Source organism: Micromonospora cabrerizensis (assembly GCF_022230955.1).
Taxonomy (GTDB): Bacteria; Actinomycetota; Actinomycetes; order Mycobacteriales; family Micromonosporaceae; genus Micromonospora; species Micromonospora cabrerizensis.
Map to the genome: position 1 here is coordinate 43,726 of NZ_JAKKFI010000078.1, position 14,637 is coordinate 58,362.

Sequence of the window (14,637 nt, forward strand, 5' to 3'; positions counted from 1 at the left end):
GAAGGAGGTCGCGCCCATGCGGCCCAACCCCGCCGAGATCGTTCGTACCCTCGTCGCCGGCCGCCTGCCCGGTCTCGTCCACCTGGCCCACCGCCCCGGGCCGCACCACGCCCGGCACGTGACCGACCCGGACGGGCGGGTGCTGCTGCTGGTGCCGGTGGCGAGCCACCTGGCCGCCGCGCTGCAACCGGTGGCCGGGGGCACCGACGTGGCGGTGGTGCTCGACGTGCTCGACCTGCCGCCCGCCGCCGGTGCGCCCGGCCTGGGTCGCGCGTGGGTCTCCGGGTGGGCCGCCGAGCTGCACGGTGACGAGGCCCGCCACGCGGCGGTCGACTTCGCCGTGGTGGAGCCGACCGGCGACCTGCTCGACCTGGGCACCCGGTTCCGGCTGTTCCGCTTCGAGGTGGTCGAGGTCCGCTGGGAGCGGGCCGGCGCCGTGCACCGGGTCGACCCGGTGGAGTACGCCGAGGCCGAGCCGGACCCGGTGCACCCGGTCGAGGCACGCCTGCTGGCCGACCTCGCGGAGCGCGACGGCGCGCAGGTGACCGAGTACCTGCGCCGGCAGCTCGGGTTGACCGAGCAGACCCCGGAGGGGCCGCCCCGGGTGGTGCGCATCGACCGCTACGGGCTGGTGGTCGCCCTCGGCCGACCTGGCGCCCGGCGTCGGATCCGGCTGGCCTTCCCCGGCCCGGTGGGCGACCCGGCCGAGCTGTCGGGGCTGCTGCCGCCGCTGCGGCTCGCGGCCGGCGCCCGTCCGCCGCGCTGACCGTCCCCCGTGCCGTGCTGGCCGTCCCCCGTGCCGTGCTGGCCCGGGGCCGCGTCAGGTCGGCAGTGGTCCGGTGAGGTAGCGCTGGATCGTCGGGCCGATCGCGGCGACCAGGGTTTCCGGGTCCGCCGAGGCGACCGGCTCCAGGCGTACCACGTGGCGCATCATGGCCAGGCCGATCATCTGGGTGGCCACCAGGGAGCCGCGCAGCGGCAGTTGGGCCGGGTCGACGTCGAGCTGTTCGAGCACCCGCCGCAGGACCTGGGTGGTGACGAACTCGCGCAGCAGCCGGGCGGTCCACTCGTTGCTCACCGCCGAGCGCAGCAGCGCCTGGGCGGCGCTGCCGGCCGGTGAGTCCCAGACGCCGAGGAAGGTGCGCACCAGGCGCTCACCGACGCCGTCCGGGTCGCCGGCGAGCACCTTCGGCACCACCTGACCAGGGTCGACCGGGAAGTTCATCGCGCTGAGGAAGAGCTGGTCCTTGCTGCCGAAGTAGTGGTGCACCAGCGCCGGGTCGACGCCTGCCGTGCCGGCGATGGCACGGATCGACGCGGAGTCGTAGCCACGCTCGGCGAACGTCGTGCGCGCCGCGTCGAGGATCGCCTCCCGGGTGTCCGGGTTGCCGGGTCGTCGGCCGGTCCGCCGCGTCATCGCCGCCCTTCGTTCGTCCACCTGGCAGCCGTGGGCCGGTCGGCCCACGGCTGCCGCAGCCTCACCCGCTGCGCCGGCGCAGGGTGGCCGCCGCGAGCACGAGCGCCAGCACCACCGCCCCGAGCACCACCGCCACGTCCCGCCACATTCTGCCGGTCGGCTCGGCGTGGGCGCCGACCTCCTGCAACGCCTCGATGGCGTACGACAGGGGGAAGGCGTCACTGAGCGCCTGGAGCCAGCCGGCCATCTGGTCGCGGGCCACGAACAGCCCGCAGAGCAGCAGTTGGGGGACCACCACGACTGGCAGGAACTGTACTGCCTGGAACTCGGTGCGCGCGAAGGCGCTGCACAGCAGCCCGAGGGCGACGCCGAGCACGGCGTCGACGACGGCGATCCCGATCACCAGGCCGATGCTGCCGGCGGTCTCCAGACCGAAGATCCAGTACGCCACACCGGCGGCGACCGCGGCCTGCACGGCGGCGGCCAGCCCGAACGCGATGCCGTACCCGAAGAGCAGGTCGAGCTTGCCCAGTGGCGTGGTGAGCAGCCGCTCCAGGGTGCCGGAGGTGCGTTCCCGGAGCATGGCGATGCTGGTCACCAGGAACATGATCACGAAGGGGAAGATGCCCAGCATCACCAGCGCGACCCGGTCGAACGTCGTCGGCTGGCCGGGTGGGGTGGGTTGGTCGGCGTACATGAAGTAGACCAGGGTGAGCAGGACGGCCGGCACCACCACGAGCAGCGCGATGGTCCGCCGGTCGTGCCGGAGCTGGCGCAGGATGCGGCCGGTGGTGGCCGCCAGGATCCGCAGGTTCATGACTGCTCCTGTCCGGCTGTCGCGGTGGTGGTGGTCTGGTCCGACTCGCCGGCCCGGATCAGGCGCAGGAACGCCTCGTCGAGGTCGTCGACACCGGCGGCGGTGCGGATGGCGGCCGGGCTGTCGTCGGCGATCAGCCGGCCCTGGCGGATCAGCAGGAGCCGGTCGCAGCGGGCCGCCTCGTCCATCACGTGACTGGACACCAGCAGGGTGGTGCCGGCGGCGGCCATCGCGTGGAACCGGGCCCAGAGGTCGGCCCGCAGCACCGGGTCCTGACCGACGGTCGGCTCGTCGAGGATGACCAGCTCCGGCTCGCCGACCAGCGCGCAGGCCAGGGAGGCCCGGCTGCGTTGACCGCCGGAGAGGGTGGCGACCAGTTGGCCCGCCGCGTCGGCCAGCCCGACATCGCGGACCGCGCGGTCGGCCTCGACCCGCCCCCGCCCGTACAGGGCGGCGAAGTAGCGGGCGTTCTCCCGGACGGTCAGGTCGGCGTAGACGCTGGGCGCCTGGGTCAGGTAGCCCACCCGGTGCCGCAGCGCGGGGGTGCCCGCCGGCTGGCCCAGCACGGTGATCGCCCCGCCGCCGACCACCTGCACGCCGACCACCGCGCGCATGAACGTGGTCTTGCCGCTGCCGCTGGGGCCGAGCAGGCCGGTGACCGCCCCGCGTGGGACCCGGCAACTGATGCCGTCCAGCACCCGTCGCCCGCCTCGGTCGACGACCAGGTCGCGGACGGCTATCGCGTCGTCCATCGCGCACCTCCAAAGAAACTCATCATCTGTTGAACTCAACGCTAGATGAAATACCGATCCGGGCGCAACGGCCGGGACCCGTGTCCGACTGTCCGCCGTCGCGGAGAGCGTGAGAACGGGCAGTAGGCTCCGGACCGGACACCAAGTCCGCCAACGGGCATTGCGCGCCGATCGGACGTACGGCACGATGGCGCGGTGGGTCACGCTCCGTTACCGGACAGCGGTTTTCTTGAGGACTGGGCCGCACGGTTGCGGCAGGGCGCCGAGCGGCCGGTCGTCGGCATCCTGCTGCGCGGCAGTCACGCCCGCCGCGCCGCCACCGCACACAGCGACGTCGACCTCGACGTGCTGGTCGGCGGCGCCCCGTACGCCGCCCGACAGGCATACCTGGCCGAGTCCGCAGGCCGGGTCACCCACGTCTCGGTGGCCGCCCGTGACGTCCGCTCCTGGGTGCACCGACTCGGCGAACCGGCCGACTGGGCGTTCGGGCTGCCGGTCACCACGCCGGCGCGACTGCTCTGGGCCGACCCGCACTGGCGACCCCGGATCGACCTGCCGGTGCTCTGTCAGCCCGCCGAGCCACCCCGGCTGGAGGAGCTGATCGCCACGCTCGGTAAGGCCGCCGCCGCCCGCGCCGCCAGCGACCGCCTGGGAGTCCGGCTCGCCGTCGCCGACCTGGCCCGCCTCTGCCCGTCGGTGCTGCGCCCGGCCAACCCGTCGGTGCGGGTCCACTCCCGTCGGGCGGCCTTCGCGGCGGCCCTGGAACTGCCGGTGGCCCCACCCGGCTACCGGTCGGACATGCTGCTCTGCCTCGGGCTGCGTCCGGGCGCCACCGGCCAACTGTGGGCCGCCGCGGTACGGCTGGTCGCCGGCACGCTGCCGCTCATCCGGCCGTACGCCGAGGAGATCGCCGACACGGCCGGCGCGGACCTGGCCGCGGCCCTGGTCGACGGTCGGCTGGATCGCTACGTGGCCCAGCTGGCCCGACCCGCAGGGCTCGCGCCGCCGTCCGGGCGGGAGCGGTCGGCGGTGCCCGCACCGCGTGCGGGACAATTCGTCACTGTGCCCGTACCTGACTCGCCGGTGACCGGCGTCCCCAGCGATCCGAGCGACCCGGTGGTGTCCGAGCCCGTTCGCCCGTCCCGCCTCGACCCGGCCATCGCGGCCCGGCTGCGCCGCTCCGCCGACGGCCTGGTCGCCGCCGTGGTCCGCGCGCACGACTCCGGCGAGGTGCTGATGGTCGCCTGGATGGACGACGAGGCGTTGCACCGCACCCTCACCACCGGCCGTGCCACCTACTGGTCGCGCAGCCGACGCGAATACTGGGTCAAGGGCGCCACCTCCGGGCACCACCAGTACGTCCGCTCGGTCGCGCTGGACTGCGACGGGGACGCGCTGCTGGTGAGCGTCGACCAGGTCGGGGCGGCCTGCCACACCGGTCACCGGACCTGCTTCTTCACCGAGCTGCCCGTCAGCGCGCCGGAGGCCCGGTGAGCGCGGGGAGCACGGCGCGGCGGAGCCGCGCGGCAGCGAACGAAGGGCGGATCCAGCCATGACCGACGGCACAGTGAGCCCCGATCTGGCCGCCTTCACCGAGCTGGCCGCCCGCTGGCGGGTCGTGCCGGTGACCCGGCGGTTGCTGGCCGACGCGGAAACCCCGGTGGGGGTCTACCGGAAGCTGGCCGGTGGGCCGGGCACGTTCCTGTTGGAGTCGGCCGAGCAGGGCGTCGGGTCCGCCGGCACGGCCTGGTCGCGGTACTCGTTCATCGGCGTCCGCAGCAGCGCCACCCTCGTCGAGCGGGACGGCGTCGCGACCTGGCTCGGCCAGCCGCCGGCCGGGCTGCCCACCGAGGGTGACCCGATGCGCGTGCTGCGGGAGACGGTGGCGGCGCTGGCCGGCCCGGTGGCGGACCCGTCCGACGGTCTGCCGCCGTTGACCGGGGGCATGGTCGGCTACCTGGGCTACGACCTGGTCCGCCGTTTCGAGCGGTTGCCGGAGCTGACCGAGAACGACCTGGGCGTGCCGGAACTGGGCATGATGCTCGCCACCGACCTGGTGGTGCTCGACCACTACGACGGTTCGGCGATCCTGGTCGCCAACGCGGTGCTGCCACCGCCGGACGCCCCGGACCGCGCCCCGCAGGTGACCGCCGCGTACCACCACGCGGTCGGGCGACTGGACGCGATGACCACCGCGCTGTCGCGTCCCATCCCGCCGATGATCTCCACCGTCGAGCGTCCGCCGGCCGGGGAGGTGCTCTGTCGTACGCCCGAGGACGGGTACCCGAAGGCGGTGGAGGCAGCCAAGGAGGCGATCCGGGCCGGTGAGTGCTTCCAGATCGTGCTCTCCCAGCGCTTCGAGCGGTCGATCCACGCCGACCCGCTGGACGTCTACCGGGTGTTGCGCACCAGCAACCCCAGCCCGTACATGTACCTGCTGCGCTTCGACGGGTACGACATCGTCGGCTCGTCCCCGGAGGCGCACCTGAAGGTCACCGGCGGCGCGGACGGGCGACGGCGGGCGCTGCTGCACCCGATCGCCGGCACCCGGCCGCGCGGCGGCACCCCCGCCGCCGACGCCGCGCTCGCAGCGGAGCTGCTGGCCGACCCGAAGGAGCGCGCCGAGCACGTGATGCTGGTCGACCTGGGCCGCAACGACCTGGGCCGGGTCTGCCAGCCGGGCAGCGTGGAGGTGCCCGAGTTCGCCACGATCGAGCGGTACAGCCACGTCATGCACATCGTCTCGACGGTCACCGGCACGCTGCGCGACGACCAGAGCGCCTTCGACGCGCTCGCCGCGACCTTCCCGGCCGGCACGCTCTCCGGCGCGCCCAAGGTGCGGGCCATGGAGATCATCGAGGAGTTGGAGCCCGTTCGACGGGGCGTCTACGGGGGCACGGTCGGTTACTTCGGTTTCGGCGGCGACCTGGACATGGCGATCGCCATCCGGACCGCGCTCATCCGCGACGGCCGCGCCTACGTGCAGGCCGGGGCGGGGGTGGTCGCCGACTCGGACCCAGCCGCCGAGGACCAGGAGACGCGCAACAAGGCCGCCGCCGTGCTGGCGGCGATCGCAGCCGCCGAAACTCTGCGGCCCGCTCGGTGAGCGCCGGGGAGCGGTCCGCGGTGGGTCGGCGCGAGTTGACGTACGCCGTGTTGCTCTGTCTGGCCGGCGCGGGCCTGGCGTTGTGGGCGGCGACGCGGAGCTGGTCGGTGGAGCTGACGGTGCGTCCGGCGCCGCTGCCGCCGGTGCGGGACACCCGCAGCGGTGCCGGGCTGCTGCCCTGGCTGCCGGCGCTGGCCCTGGTGGCGTTGGCGGGTGGTGGCGCGGTGCTGGCCACCAGGGGCCGACTGCGGCAGGTGCTCGGCGGGGTGCTCGGCGCGCTGGGGTTGGCCGTGGCGGCGGGCGGTGGGTACGGGCTGGTCGCCGACGTCGGCGGCTCGGTGAGCCGGCAGTGGCCGGCGCTCTGCCTGCTCGGTGGGCTGCTGGCTGCCGCTGGCGGCTGGTGGACGGCGCTGCGGGGTGCCGGGTGGCCGGCGATGGGTGCCCGGTACGAGCGGCCGGCGCGTTCGGCACCGGAGGCCAGGCCGGTGGCGGCTGGGTCGGAGGGCCCGCCGGCTCCGCTGGCCGGGCGACGGACCACGGAGGCGTGGGACGCCCTGGACCGGGGTGAGGACCCGACGGCCGACTGAGGCGACGGCCGGTGCGGTCGACCGGGTCAGCCGACCGGCTGGCGCTCCCGCTGGGCTCGTCGACCGGCGGCGCGGGCAGCGGTCAGTTCGGCTACCAGGCGGTTCAGCTCGGCACGCTGGTCGGCGCGGGCCCGGTCGGCGCAGACGGCCTCCCAGGCGTTGCCGCGGGCGGTCCGCATCCGTCCTTCGCCCACCACGGCCCGCTCCACGCTGTGCACCACGCCGACGGCGAGCGACGCCACCGTGCGCGAGATGGTGGTCAGGCCGATGGTCGGCTGCGGCTCGGACATGCTCATGGTCACCTCGCACGAGGAGTTGCGACGGTCGGGGCAGGCGCGCCATTGAGTCTGCCCGAGGACGATGCTCGCCGGCTGACGTTTCGCCGCCGTGAACGCCCGGTCAACTGTCCCGCGGCGGTGGTGACCAGGGGCCGTACGTTCGGCCTTGAGCTTGCTCACAACATCGACCGACGTCGTTGCCGTCGAGCGGCGTCCGTCAACTGGTGGCATGATCGATGGATCGGCCCGGTCCGACCGTGGTCGCCAGACCCCGTACCGGTGACGGCGGTCGATACCGGAGGTGGCGCTGCGTGACACACCGTTCACGGCAAGTCGGCCATTATGCCGCAGCCCTTTTCGTGAGCAGCGCCATACCCCCGGCATCCGGCGTCGGTCGGCTGCCCCTAGCATCGGCCCATGACGCCCGGAGAGGGGAGTCCGTTGGTGACTGCTGAGCATGCGCACGCGGAGGGGGACGACGCCGGTCAGGCAGCGTCCGTAAGCGTGCTCGACGAGATTCTGGCTGGCGTACGTGAGGACGTCGCCCGACGCCAGGAGCAGGTTCCGCTGGAGCGGATCCGTGAACTGGCAGCGGCGGCACCGCCGCCGCTGGACGCGTACGCGGCGCTGCGCAAGCCCGGCGTCGCCGTGATCGCCGAGGTGAAGCGCTCGTCGCCGTCCAAGGGCCGGCTGGCCGAGATCGCCGATCCGGCCGACCTCGCCGTCGACTACGCGGCCGGTGGGGCTCGGGCGATCAGTGTGCTGACCGAGGGGCGCTGGTTCGGCGGCTCACTGGACGACCTGGCGGCCGTCCGGGCCGCGGTCACCGTGCCGGTGCTTCGTAAGGACTTCGTGGTCTCCAGCTACCAGGTGCACGAGGCGCGTGCGCACGGCGCCGACCTGGTCCTGCTGATCGTCGCCGCGCTCGAGCAGAACGTGCTCATGGGCCTGCTGGAGCGGATCGAGTCGCTGGGCATGACCGCGCTGGTCGAGGTGCACGACGAGGAAGAGGCCGACCGTGCTCTGGAGGCCGGCGCGCAGGTGATCGGGGTCAATGCCCGTGACCTGCGTACCCTGGAGGTCGACCGGTCCGTGTTCGAGCGGATCGCGCCCGGCCTGCCCAGCAGTGTCGTCAAGATCGCCGAGTCTGGCGTCCGTGGTCCACACGACCTGATCCGGTACGCCTCGGCGGGCGCCGACGCGGTGCTCGTGGGCGAGGGCCTGGTCACCCAGAAGAGCCCCCGCGAGGCGGTCGCCGAACTGGTCAACGCGGGCAACCACCCGGCTACGCCCAGGCCGGTGCGCTGACCTCGCACCGGACGCCCCACCGAGAGGATTTCCGATGAGCGCCGACGCGCTGGCCCCGGTGGCCAGCCCGCAGCCCGACTCCGCCGGCCACTTCGGCCGCTTCGGCGGTCGGTTCGTTCCCGAGGCCCTGGTGGCCGCGTTGGACGAGCTCGACGGGGCGTGGCGCACGGCGATGGCGGACGAGTCCTTCCGGGCCGAGTTCGCCGCGTTGCTGCGTGACTATGCCGGCACTCCGTCGCTGCTGTACGAGGCCCGACGGTTCTCCGCGAAGGTCGGCGCACGGGTCCTGCTCAAGCGGGAGGACCTCAACCACACCGGCGCGCACAAGGTTCGCAACGTGCTCGGCCAGGCGCTGCTCACCAAGCGGATGGGCAAGACCCGGGTGATCGCGGAGACCGGCGCCGGCCAGCACGGCGTGGCCACGGCGACCGCCGCCGCCCTGTTCGACCTCGAGTGCGTGGTCTACATGGGTGAGGTCGACACCGAGCGGCAGGCCCTCAACGTGGCCCGGATGCGGATGCTCGGTGCCACGGTCGTCCCGGTCACCAACGGCTCGCGCACGCTCAAGGACGCGATGAACGAGGCGATGCGCGACTGGGTGGCCAACGTCGACGAGACGCACTACCTGATCGGCACCGCCGCCGGCCCGCACCCGTTCCCGGCGATGGTCCGCGACTTCGTCCGGGGCATCGGTGACGAGGCCCGTCAGCAGTGCCTCGACCTCACCGGCGCACTGCCGGACGCGGTCACCGCCTGCGTCGGCGGCGGGTCCAACGCGTTGGGCATCTTCCACGCCTTCGTCGGCGACGAGGCCGTGCGGCTGTACGGCTTCGAGGCCGGCGGCGACGGCGTGGCCACCAGCCGGCACGCCGCGAGCATCACCGGCGGGTCGGCCGGCGTGCTGCACGGCGCCCGCACCTACGTGCTGCAGGACGCGGACGGGCAGACGCTGGAGTCGCACTCGATCTCCGCCGGCCTGGACTACCCGGGCGTCGGGCCCGAGCACGCCTGGTTGCACGACACCGGCCGGGCGACCTACCTGCCGGTCACCGACGACGAGGCGATGGCCGCGTTCGAGCTGCTCTGCCGCACCGAGGGGATCATCCCGGCGATCGAGAGCGCGCACGCGCTCGCCGGCACCCTCACGCTGGCCCCGAAGCTCGCCGCCGAGCTGGGCCGGGAGCCCACCATCGTGGTGAACCTCTCCGGGCGGGGCGACAAGGACGTGCACACCGCCGGTGACTACTTCGGCATCCTCGACAAGGAGCGGTGAGATGAGCCGGATCGGGGTGGCCTTCGACAAGGCCCGCGCCGACGGGCGGGCACTGCTGGTCGGCTGTATGCCGGCTGGTTTCCCGACCGTCCAGGGCAGCATCGCCGCGATGACCGCCATGGTCGAGGCCGGCGTCGACGTCATCGAGGTGGAGATCCCCTACTCCGACCCGGTGATGGACGGGCCGGTGATCCAGAAGGCCAGTGACATCGCCCTGGCCGGCGGCGTACGCACCGCGGACACGATGCGCATCATCGAGGCGGTGGCGGCCACCGGCGCGCCGGTGGTCACCATGACCTACTGGAACCCGGTCGAGCGCTACGGCGTGGACGTGTTCGCCCGTGATCTCGCCTCCGCGGGCGGCACCGGGCTGATCACCCCCGACCTCATCCCCGACGAGGCCGACGAGTGGTTGGCCGCCTCGGACGCGCACGGGCTGGACCGCACGTTCCTGGTGTCGCCGTCGTCCACCGACGCCCGGCTGGCGATGACGGTGCAGCACTGCCGCGGTTTCGTCTACGCGACCGCGGTGATGGGGGTGACCGGCGCCCGGGCGAGCACGTCCGACGCCGCCCCGACGCTCGTCTCCCGGGTCCGGGCGGTCACCGACCTGCCGGTCGGGGTGGGTCTGGGCGTGGGCACCGGTGTGCAGGCGGGCACCGTCGCCGGGTACGCCGACGGGGTGATCGTCGGCAGTGCCCTGGTCCGGTGTGTGCTCGACGCGCCCACCGAGGCGGAGGGGCTGGCCGCCCTTCGTACCCTCAGTGGCGAACTCGCGGAGGGCGTGCGCAACCCCACCCGCTGAGCCTGGGCCGGTCCTCGGCGCTCGCGCTGCGACGCCTGCTGGCCGTGCGGCCTGCTGGGCATGTGTGCTTGTTGACCGATATACCTGTGAGTCATAAATATGACCCACAGGTATACGACTCAACAGCAGCCGACCACGCCGCGGACCTCGGGATGCTCGCGTGATTGTCAGGGGCGCAGGGACGGGTCCACGGGCTCGCCGCGTTGTTCCGGTGGTTGCCCCGCTCCCGGCCGCCCGTCCTGACCGGTCCGCCCGTCCAGGCTGGTCCCCGGCCGCCCGTCCTGACCGGTCCCCGGCCGCCCGCCCGGGGCAGTTGCCCGCCGTCCCTCGTCGACTGGGCGAGCCGCCGGCGCGGCGTCCACCGCGCCGGGCGCCCACCGAACGTCGCGGAGCACGCCGGAGCGGCCGGCCATCGCGTCGGTGACGGCGGCCCGGGTGAGCGGCGTGACCGACGTGGGCAGCGCGTCGGGGGAGTGCCAGGACAATCGGCAGCCCGGCAGCGGGTCGGTCGTCGGTCGGCGGTCGGCGGCGCGGGCCCGGAAGACGTGCACGAGGACGTCCGGCAGCGGCCCGGCGCGCCCGGGCGACGCCTGGCCGGTGGGGCCGCCCAGGTGGTAGACGCCGACCAGGTCGACCAGCTCGATCTCCCAGCCGGTCTCCGCGCGGATGTCCCGCAGGGCCGCCCGCACCGGGCTCTCCGCCGGGCGGAGCCGCCCGCCGGGCAGCGCGTGGCGGCGCTCCCCACGGCCCTGTCGGCAGAGCAGCACCCGGCCGGTGTCGTCGCTGACGACCGCGGCGACCGCCCAGGTGAGCGCGCTCATGGACAAAGAGCGTACGGGGGTGCAAACCAGAAGTCACCGGGATGCGGACTCCAGCAGCCCGGGGTGCCGCTGTGGGGGTGTGCAGCGGTAGCGTGTGCACCCGTGACCCTCGCCTCGCTGTCCCCCCAGGCGGCCCTGCCCAGCCCCAGCACCGCGGTCTGGCAGCTCGGGCCGGTGCCGATCCGGGCCTACGCGCTCTGCATCATCGCCGGCATCGTGCTGGCCTGCTGGGTGACGGAGCGCCGGCTGCGGCAGCGCGGCGTCGCGCCCGGTGCCGTGCTCGACATCGCCGTCTGGGCGGTGCCCGCGGGCATCATCGGCGCCCGGATCTACCACGTGATCACCTCACCGGAGAAATACTTCGGCGCCGGCGGTGACCCGATGAAGGCCTTCGCCATCTGGGAAGGCGGTCTCGGCATCTGGGGTGCCGTCGCCGGTGGCGCACTCGGCGCGTTCATCGCGGCCCGGCAGCTCGGCATCCCGTTCGGAGTGGTGGCCGACGCGTTGGCACCCGGCCTGCCACTGGCCCAGGCGGTCGGCCGGCTCGGCAACTGGTTCAACAACGAGCTGTTCGGTGGCCGGACCACCCTGCCGTGGGGTCTGGAGATCCACCGGATGGACCCGGACAACCCGGGGCACGCGCTGCGCGACGACGCCGGGCAGCCGATCCTCGAACCGGGCCTCTACCAGCCCACCTTCCTCTACGAGGCGCTGTGGAACCTCGGCGTGGTCGCGCTGGTCCTCCTCCTCGACCGCCGGCTCAAGCTGGGCCGGGGCCGGGCGTTCGCGCTCTACGTGATGGGCTACACCGCCGGCCGGTTCTGGATCGAGCTGATGCGCACCGACGAGGCCAACCAGATCCTCGGCGTACGCCTCAACGTCTGGACCGCCGCGCTCGTCTTCCTCGGTGGGTTGATCTACTTCGTCCGGGTGCGCGGCCCCCAGGAATTCCTGATCCCGCTCGGCGCGGCGGCGACGCCGACCCCGCCCCCCACATCCGACCTGTCCCAGGTGGACCTCTCCGAGCGGGAGACCCCCGCGCAGGCCGCCGCGCCGGAGGGCTACCGGGTGGTCAGCGAGGAGCAGTACGCCGCCTGGCAGGACACCGGCGTCGTGCCACCCGAGCCGACCGCCGACGACGACATCCGGCCCGGTGGCGGCGAGCCGCTCGGTGCCGAACCGCGCGGCGACGAGGGGACCCTCGACAGCCCGTCGGCCGACGACGACCCGGCGGACGACTCGTCGTCCGCTCGTACCGACCGAGCCGACGCCACGGGCGCACGGCCCGCCGACCGGGACAGCTGAGCGGGGGCGGCACCGATGCGAAGCGCGGTGGTGGTCGGCGCAGGGGTCGGTGGCCTCGCCGTGGCCGGCGCGCTGGCCCGCTCCGGCTGGCTGGTCACCGTGCTGGAACGCGCCGAACGGGTCCGTCCCGAGCCGACCGCCGTGGTGCTCTGGCCCAACGGTGTCCGCGCGTTGCAGGCCCTCGGCCTCGGCGCGGGCCTGGCTGCCATCGCCACGCCGCTGCCCGACGGTGGGGTCCGTCGCCCCGACGGGCACTGGCTCGTGCAGCCCCGTCCCATCCCCGCCGACCGGATGCCGGTGGTGGTGCACCGCGAGGACCTGCACGACGCGCTGATCGCCGGCCTCGGCGAGCGGGTCGAGTTGCGCACCGGTGTGACCGTGCGCCACGTCCGGGTCGAACCGGGCGAGCGACCAGCGGTCAGCGACGGACGGCAGACCATCGAGGTCGACCTGGTGGTCGCCGCCGACGGTACGGACAGCGGCATCCGCCGCCAACTCGCCCCCGAGTCCCGGGTGGTCAGCTCTGGATGCGCCGCCTGGCGGGCCGTCATTCCCTGGTACCAGGCACCCCGGCTCCCCGACGACCAGCCACTCGCCGGTGAGATCCTGGGCGCGGGCTACCGGTTCGTGGCCGCGTCGCTGGGCGAGCGCGGCTCGTCCGGCGGCTCCACCCGGGGCGGCATCTACTGGGTGGCCACCGCTGCCGGCGCGCCCCGCCCGGAGCCACCGGAGACCCAGCTGGCCCTGTTGCGCCGCTGGTACGCGGGCTGGCCCGCCCCGATCGGCGCGCTGCTCGACGCCACCGACCCGGCCGACCTTGTCCAGCAGGAGGTCCGCGAGCTGCGACCGCTGCCCCGCGCATACGGCTTCCCGGCCGGGCCGGGCGGGGTCGTGCTGCTCGGCGACGCGGCGCACGCCATGCCGCCGCACCTCGGGCAGGGCGCCTGCCTCGCGTTCGAGGACGCCGCCACCCTCGCCTCCCTACTGCGGGAAGCTCGGCTGCCCGACGCCGTCCAGGCGTACGACCGGATTCGCCGCCCACGGGCCGCGACCGTGGTCCGGCAGACTCGACGGATGTCGGCGGTGCTCCAGGCTCGGGGCCGGTTGGCGTTGCGAGCCCGCGACGCCGCGCTGGGCACGATCAACTCGCGGCTGCTCTCCAGTGCCGCGGCCTCCGCAGCCCAGTGGCGCCCCCCAACCTGACCGACCCGGGGTCGGCCCTGCCCATCCCGGGTCAGGGGATCAGGGCGACCGGTTCGGCTATGCAGGCGGTGCCGATGCGGCGGAAGCCGACCCGCAGGTAGACCCGCGCGATCTCCTCGCTGCCGGCGGAGAGGAAGACCAGGTCGGTGCCGGCGGCGAGCAGCTCCCGGGCGAGGGCCGCGGTGAGCGCGGCGCCCAGCCCGCGCCGGCGGGCGGCCGGCAGGGTGGCCACCCCGGCGATCTCGGCGACGTCGTCGACCCGCATGGCCATGCCGCTGGCCAGCGCACCCTCGGTGGGCGTGCCGGCCAGTGCGGAGATCCGTCGACCGTCGGCGATCCGGGAACGCTCCTCGTCGAGCGCGGCCAGTTCGAGTTCGGTGACGGCGGCGTCCCGTTCGGCCGGGCCGGCCTCGCCGGGCGCGGTGCCGGCGGCGGCGAACGACACCGCTGCCACCGCACGCCGTGCGGCGACGTCGGCGGCGAAACCGGGGGAGTCGGCGGCCAGCACCCGCACCGCCACGTCGGACAGCGTCGCCGGGTCCGGCAACGCGGCCGGGTCGAGCAGCATCAGCGGCGCCTCCAGCACGTGCAGCCCCGCCGAGCGGGCCACCGCCAGCAGCTCGGGGCTCGTCTCGTGCACCCACTCGAAGGCCTCCGGCAGGCCCAGCTTGCGTTGCCGCTCGCGGACCGAGGTCACGTCGGCCAGCGACGGCGGCTCACCGGCGTCGATGCGGGGGCGGGCGTAGAACGGCCATCCGGCGCCCTCGCGGACGAACAGCACCAGCCCGCCATGTTCCTCCGCACCGGCGACGTCGCGGGGCACCGCGTCGTAGAAGCGTTCCAACCGGTCGAAGACGTCCTTGGGTAGCTGATCCACCGCGCGAGACTACACGTCCCAGCCTGTGGACGGTGTGATCAATCTCAGGTGGCCGTGCGACCCCGGCCCTAACGTAGACTCAATAGAC

15 protein-coding genes and 1 pseudogene are annotated in these 14,637 nt (G+C 74.1%); 10 read left to right on the forward strand and 6 right to left on the reverse strand.

Going from position 1 to position 14,637, the window contains the following annotated elements; translation table 11 throughout:
- The first annotated feature begins 16 nt into the window (after positions 1-16).
- Positions 17-766, forward strand: a complete 750-nt coding sequence (locus LADH09A_RS20005) for a DUF2470 domain-containing protein (RefSeq protein WP_238647008.1) — start codon at positions 17-19, stop codon at positions 764-766.
- Between the two features lie 54 nt (positions 767-820).
- Here the strand turns inward: LADH09A_RS20005 and LADH09A_RS20010 are convergent, their stop codons facing one another.
- From LADH09A_RS20010 to LADH09A_RS20020, 3 genes are all read right to left on the reverse strand, one after another.
- Entirely contained in the window at positions 821-1,417 is a 597-nt protein-coding gene (locus LADH09A_RS20010) for a TetR/AcrR family transcriptional regulator (protein ID WP_238647009.1), read from the reverse strand.
- A gap of 61 nt (positions 1,418-1,478) precedes the next feature.
- Entirely contained in the window at positions 1,479-2,234 is a 756-nt protein-coding gene (locus LADH09A_RS20015; protein WP_238647010.1) for an ABC transporter permease, read from the reverse strand.
- Positions 2,231-2,986 carry an ABC transporter ATP-binding protein gene (locus LADH09A_RS20020; RefSeq protein WP_238647011.1) on the reverse strand — a complete coding sequence of 252 codons (756 nt, stop codon included), beginning with the start codon at positions 2,984-2,986 and terminating at the stop codon, positions 2,231-2,233. The genes LADH09A_RS20015 and LADH09A_RS20020 overlap by 4 nt, the downstream gene beginning before the upstream one ends.
- Before the next feature lie 558 nt (positions 2,987-3,544).
- On the opposite strand from LADH09A_RS20020, the pseudogene LADH09A_RS31965 reads away from it, so the two are divergent.
- The 4 genes and pseudogenes from LADH09A_RS31965 to LADH09A_RS20040 form a co-directional block, all read left to right on the forward strand.
- A pseudogene (locus LADH09A_RS31965) lies at positions 3,545-3,862 on the forward strand (phosphoribosyl-AMP cyclohydrolase); the annotation flags it as partial.
- A 186-nt stretch (positions 3,863-4,048) separates the two neighbouring features.
- Positions 4,049-4,480, forward strand: a complete 432-nt coding sequence (hisI, locus tag LADH09A_RS20030; protein WP_238647061.1) for a phosphoribosyl-AMP cyclohydrolase — start codon at positions 4,049-4,051, stop codon at positions 4,478-4,480.
- A 58-nt stretch (positions 4,481-4,538) separates the two neighbouring features.
- On the forward strand, positions 4,539-6,092 hold the full coding sequence (locus tag LADH09A_RS20035; RefSeq protein WP_238647012.1) for an anthranilate synthase component I: 1,554 nt from the start codon (positions 4,539-4,541) through the stop codon (positions 6,090-6,092).
- Positions 6,089-6,679, forward strand: coding sequence for a Trp biosynthesis-associated membrane protein (locus LADH09A_RS20040; protein ID WP_238647013.1), 591 nt, complete (start codon positions 6,089-6,091; stop codon positions 6,677-6,679). Before LADH09A_RS20035 ends, LADH09A_RS20040 begins: the two co-directional genes overlap by 4 nt.
- A 26-nt stretch (positions 6,680-6,705) precedes the next feature.
- Here the strand turns inward: LADH09A_RS20040 and LADH09A_RS20045 are convergent, their stop codons facing one another.
- Positions 6,706-6,969 (reverse strand): hypothetical protein, encoded by a 264-nt coding sequence (locus tag LADH09A_RS20045; protein ID WP_372492318.1) that lies wholly within the window; start codon positions 6,967-6,969, stop codon positions 6,706-6,708.
- Between the two features lie 492 nt (positions 6,970-7,461).
- On the opposite strand from LADH09A_RS20045, the gene trpC reads away from it, so the two are divergent.
- The 3 genes from trpC to trpA are packed head-to-tail and all read left to right on the forward strand — an operon-like array spanning position 7,462 to position 10,343.
- Entirely contained in the window at positions 7,462-8,265 is an 804-nt protein-coding gene (trpC, locus tag LADH09A_RS20050; protein WP_172862221.1) for an indole-3-glycerol phosphate synthase TrpC, read from the forward strand.
- Between the two features lie 34 nt (positions 8,266-8,299).
- A complete protein-coding gene (trpB, locus tag LADH09A_RS20055) occupies positions 8,300-9,538 on the forward strand; it encodes a tryptophan synthase subunit beta (protein ID WP_238647015.1) in 1,239 nt (412 codons plus the stop codon).
- A 1-nt stretch (position 9,539) separates the two neighbouring features.
- Positions 9,540-10,343 (forward strand): tryptophan synthase subunit alpha, encoded by an 804-nt coding sequence (gene trpA / locus LADH09A_RS20060; protein ID WP_238647016.1) that lies wholly within the window; start codon positions 9,540-9,542, stop codon positions 10,341-10,343.
- Positions 10,344-10,510: 167 nt separating this feature from the next.
- Here the strand turns inward: trpA and LADH09A_RS20065 are convergent, their stop codons facing one another.
- Positions 10,511-11,164, reverse strand: coding sequence for an NUDIX hydrolase (locus LADH09A_RS20065; protein WP_238647017.1), 654 nt, complete (start codon positions 11,162-11,164; stop codon positions 10,511-10,513).
- Positions 11,165-11,266: 102 nt separating this feature from the next.
- Here LADH09A_RS20065 and lgt point away from each other — a divergent pair, with 102 nt between their 5' ends.
- A complete protein-coding gene (gene lgt / locus LADH09A_RS20070) occupies positions 11,267-12,469 on the forward strand; it encodes a prolipoprotein diacylglyceryl transferase (protein ID WP_238647018.1) in 1,203 nt (400 codons plus the stop codon).
- 15 nt (positions 12,470-12,484) lie between these two features.
- Positions 12,485-13,672, forward strand: a complete 1,188-nt coding sequence (locus tag LADH09A_RS20075; protein WP_238647019.1) for an FAD-dependent monooxygenase — start codon at positions 12,485-12,487, stop codon at positions 13,670-13,672.
- A gap of 31 nt (positions 13,673-13,703) precedes the next feature.
- Here the strand turns inward: LADH09A_RS20075 and LADH09A_RS20080 are convergent, their stop codons facing one another.
- A complete protein-coding gene (locus LADH09A_RS20080) occupies positions 13,704-14,549 on the reverse strand; it encodes a GNAT family N-acetyltransferase (protein WP_238647020.1) in 846 nt (281 codons plus the stop codon).
- Positions 14,550-14,637: the final 88 nt, after the last annotated feature.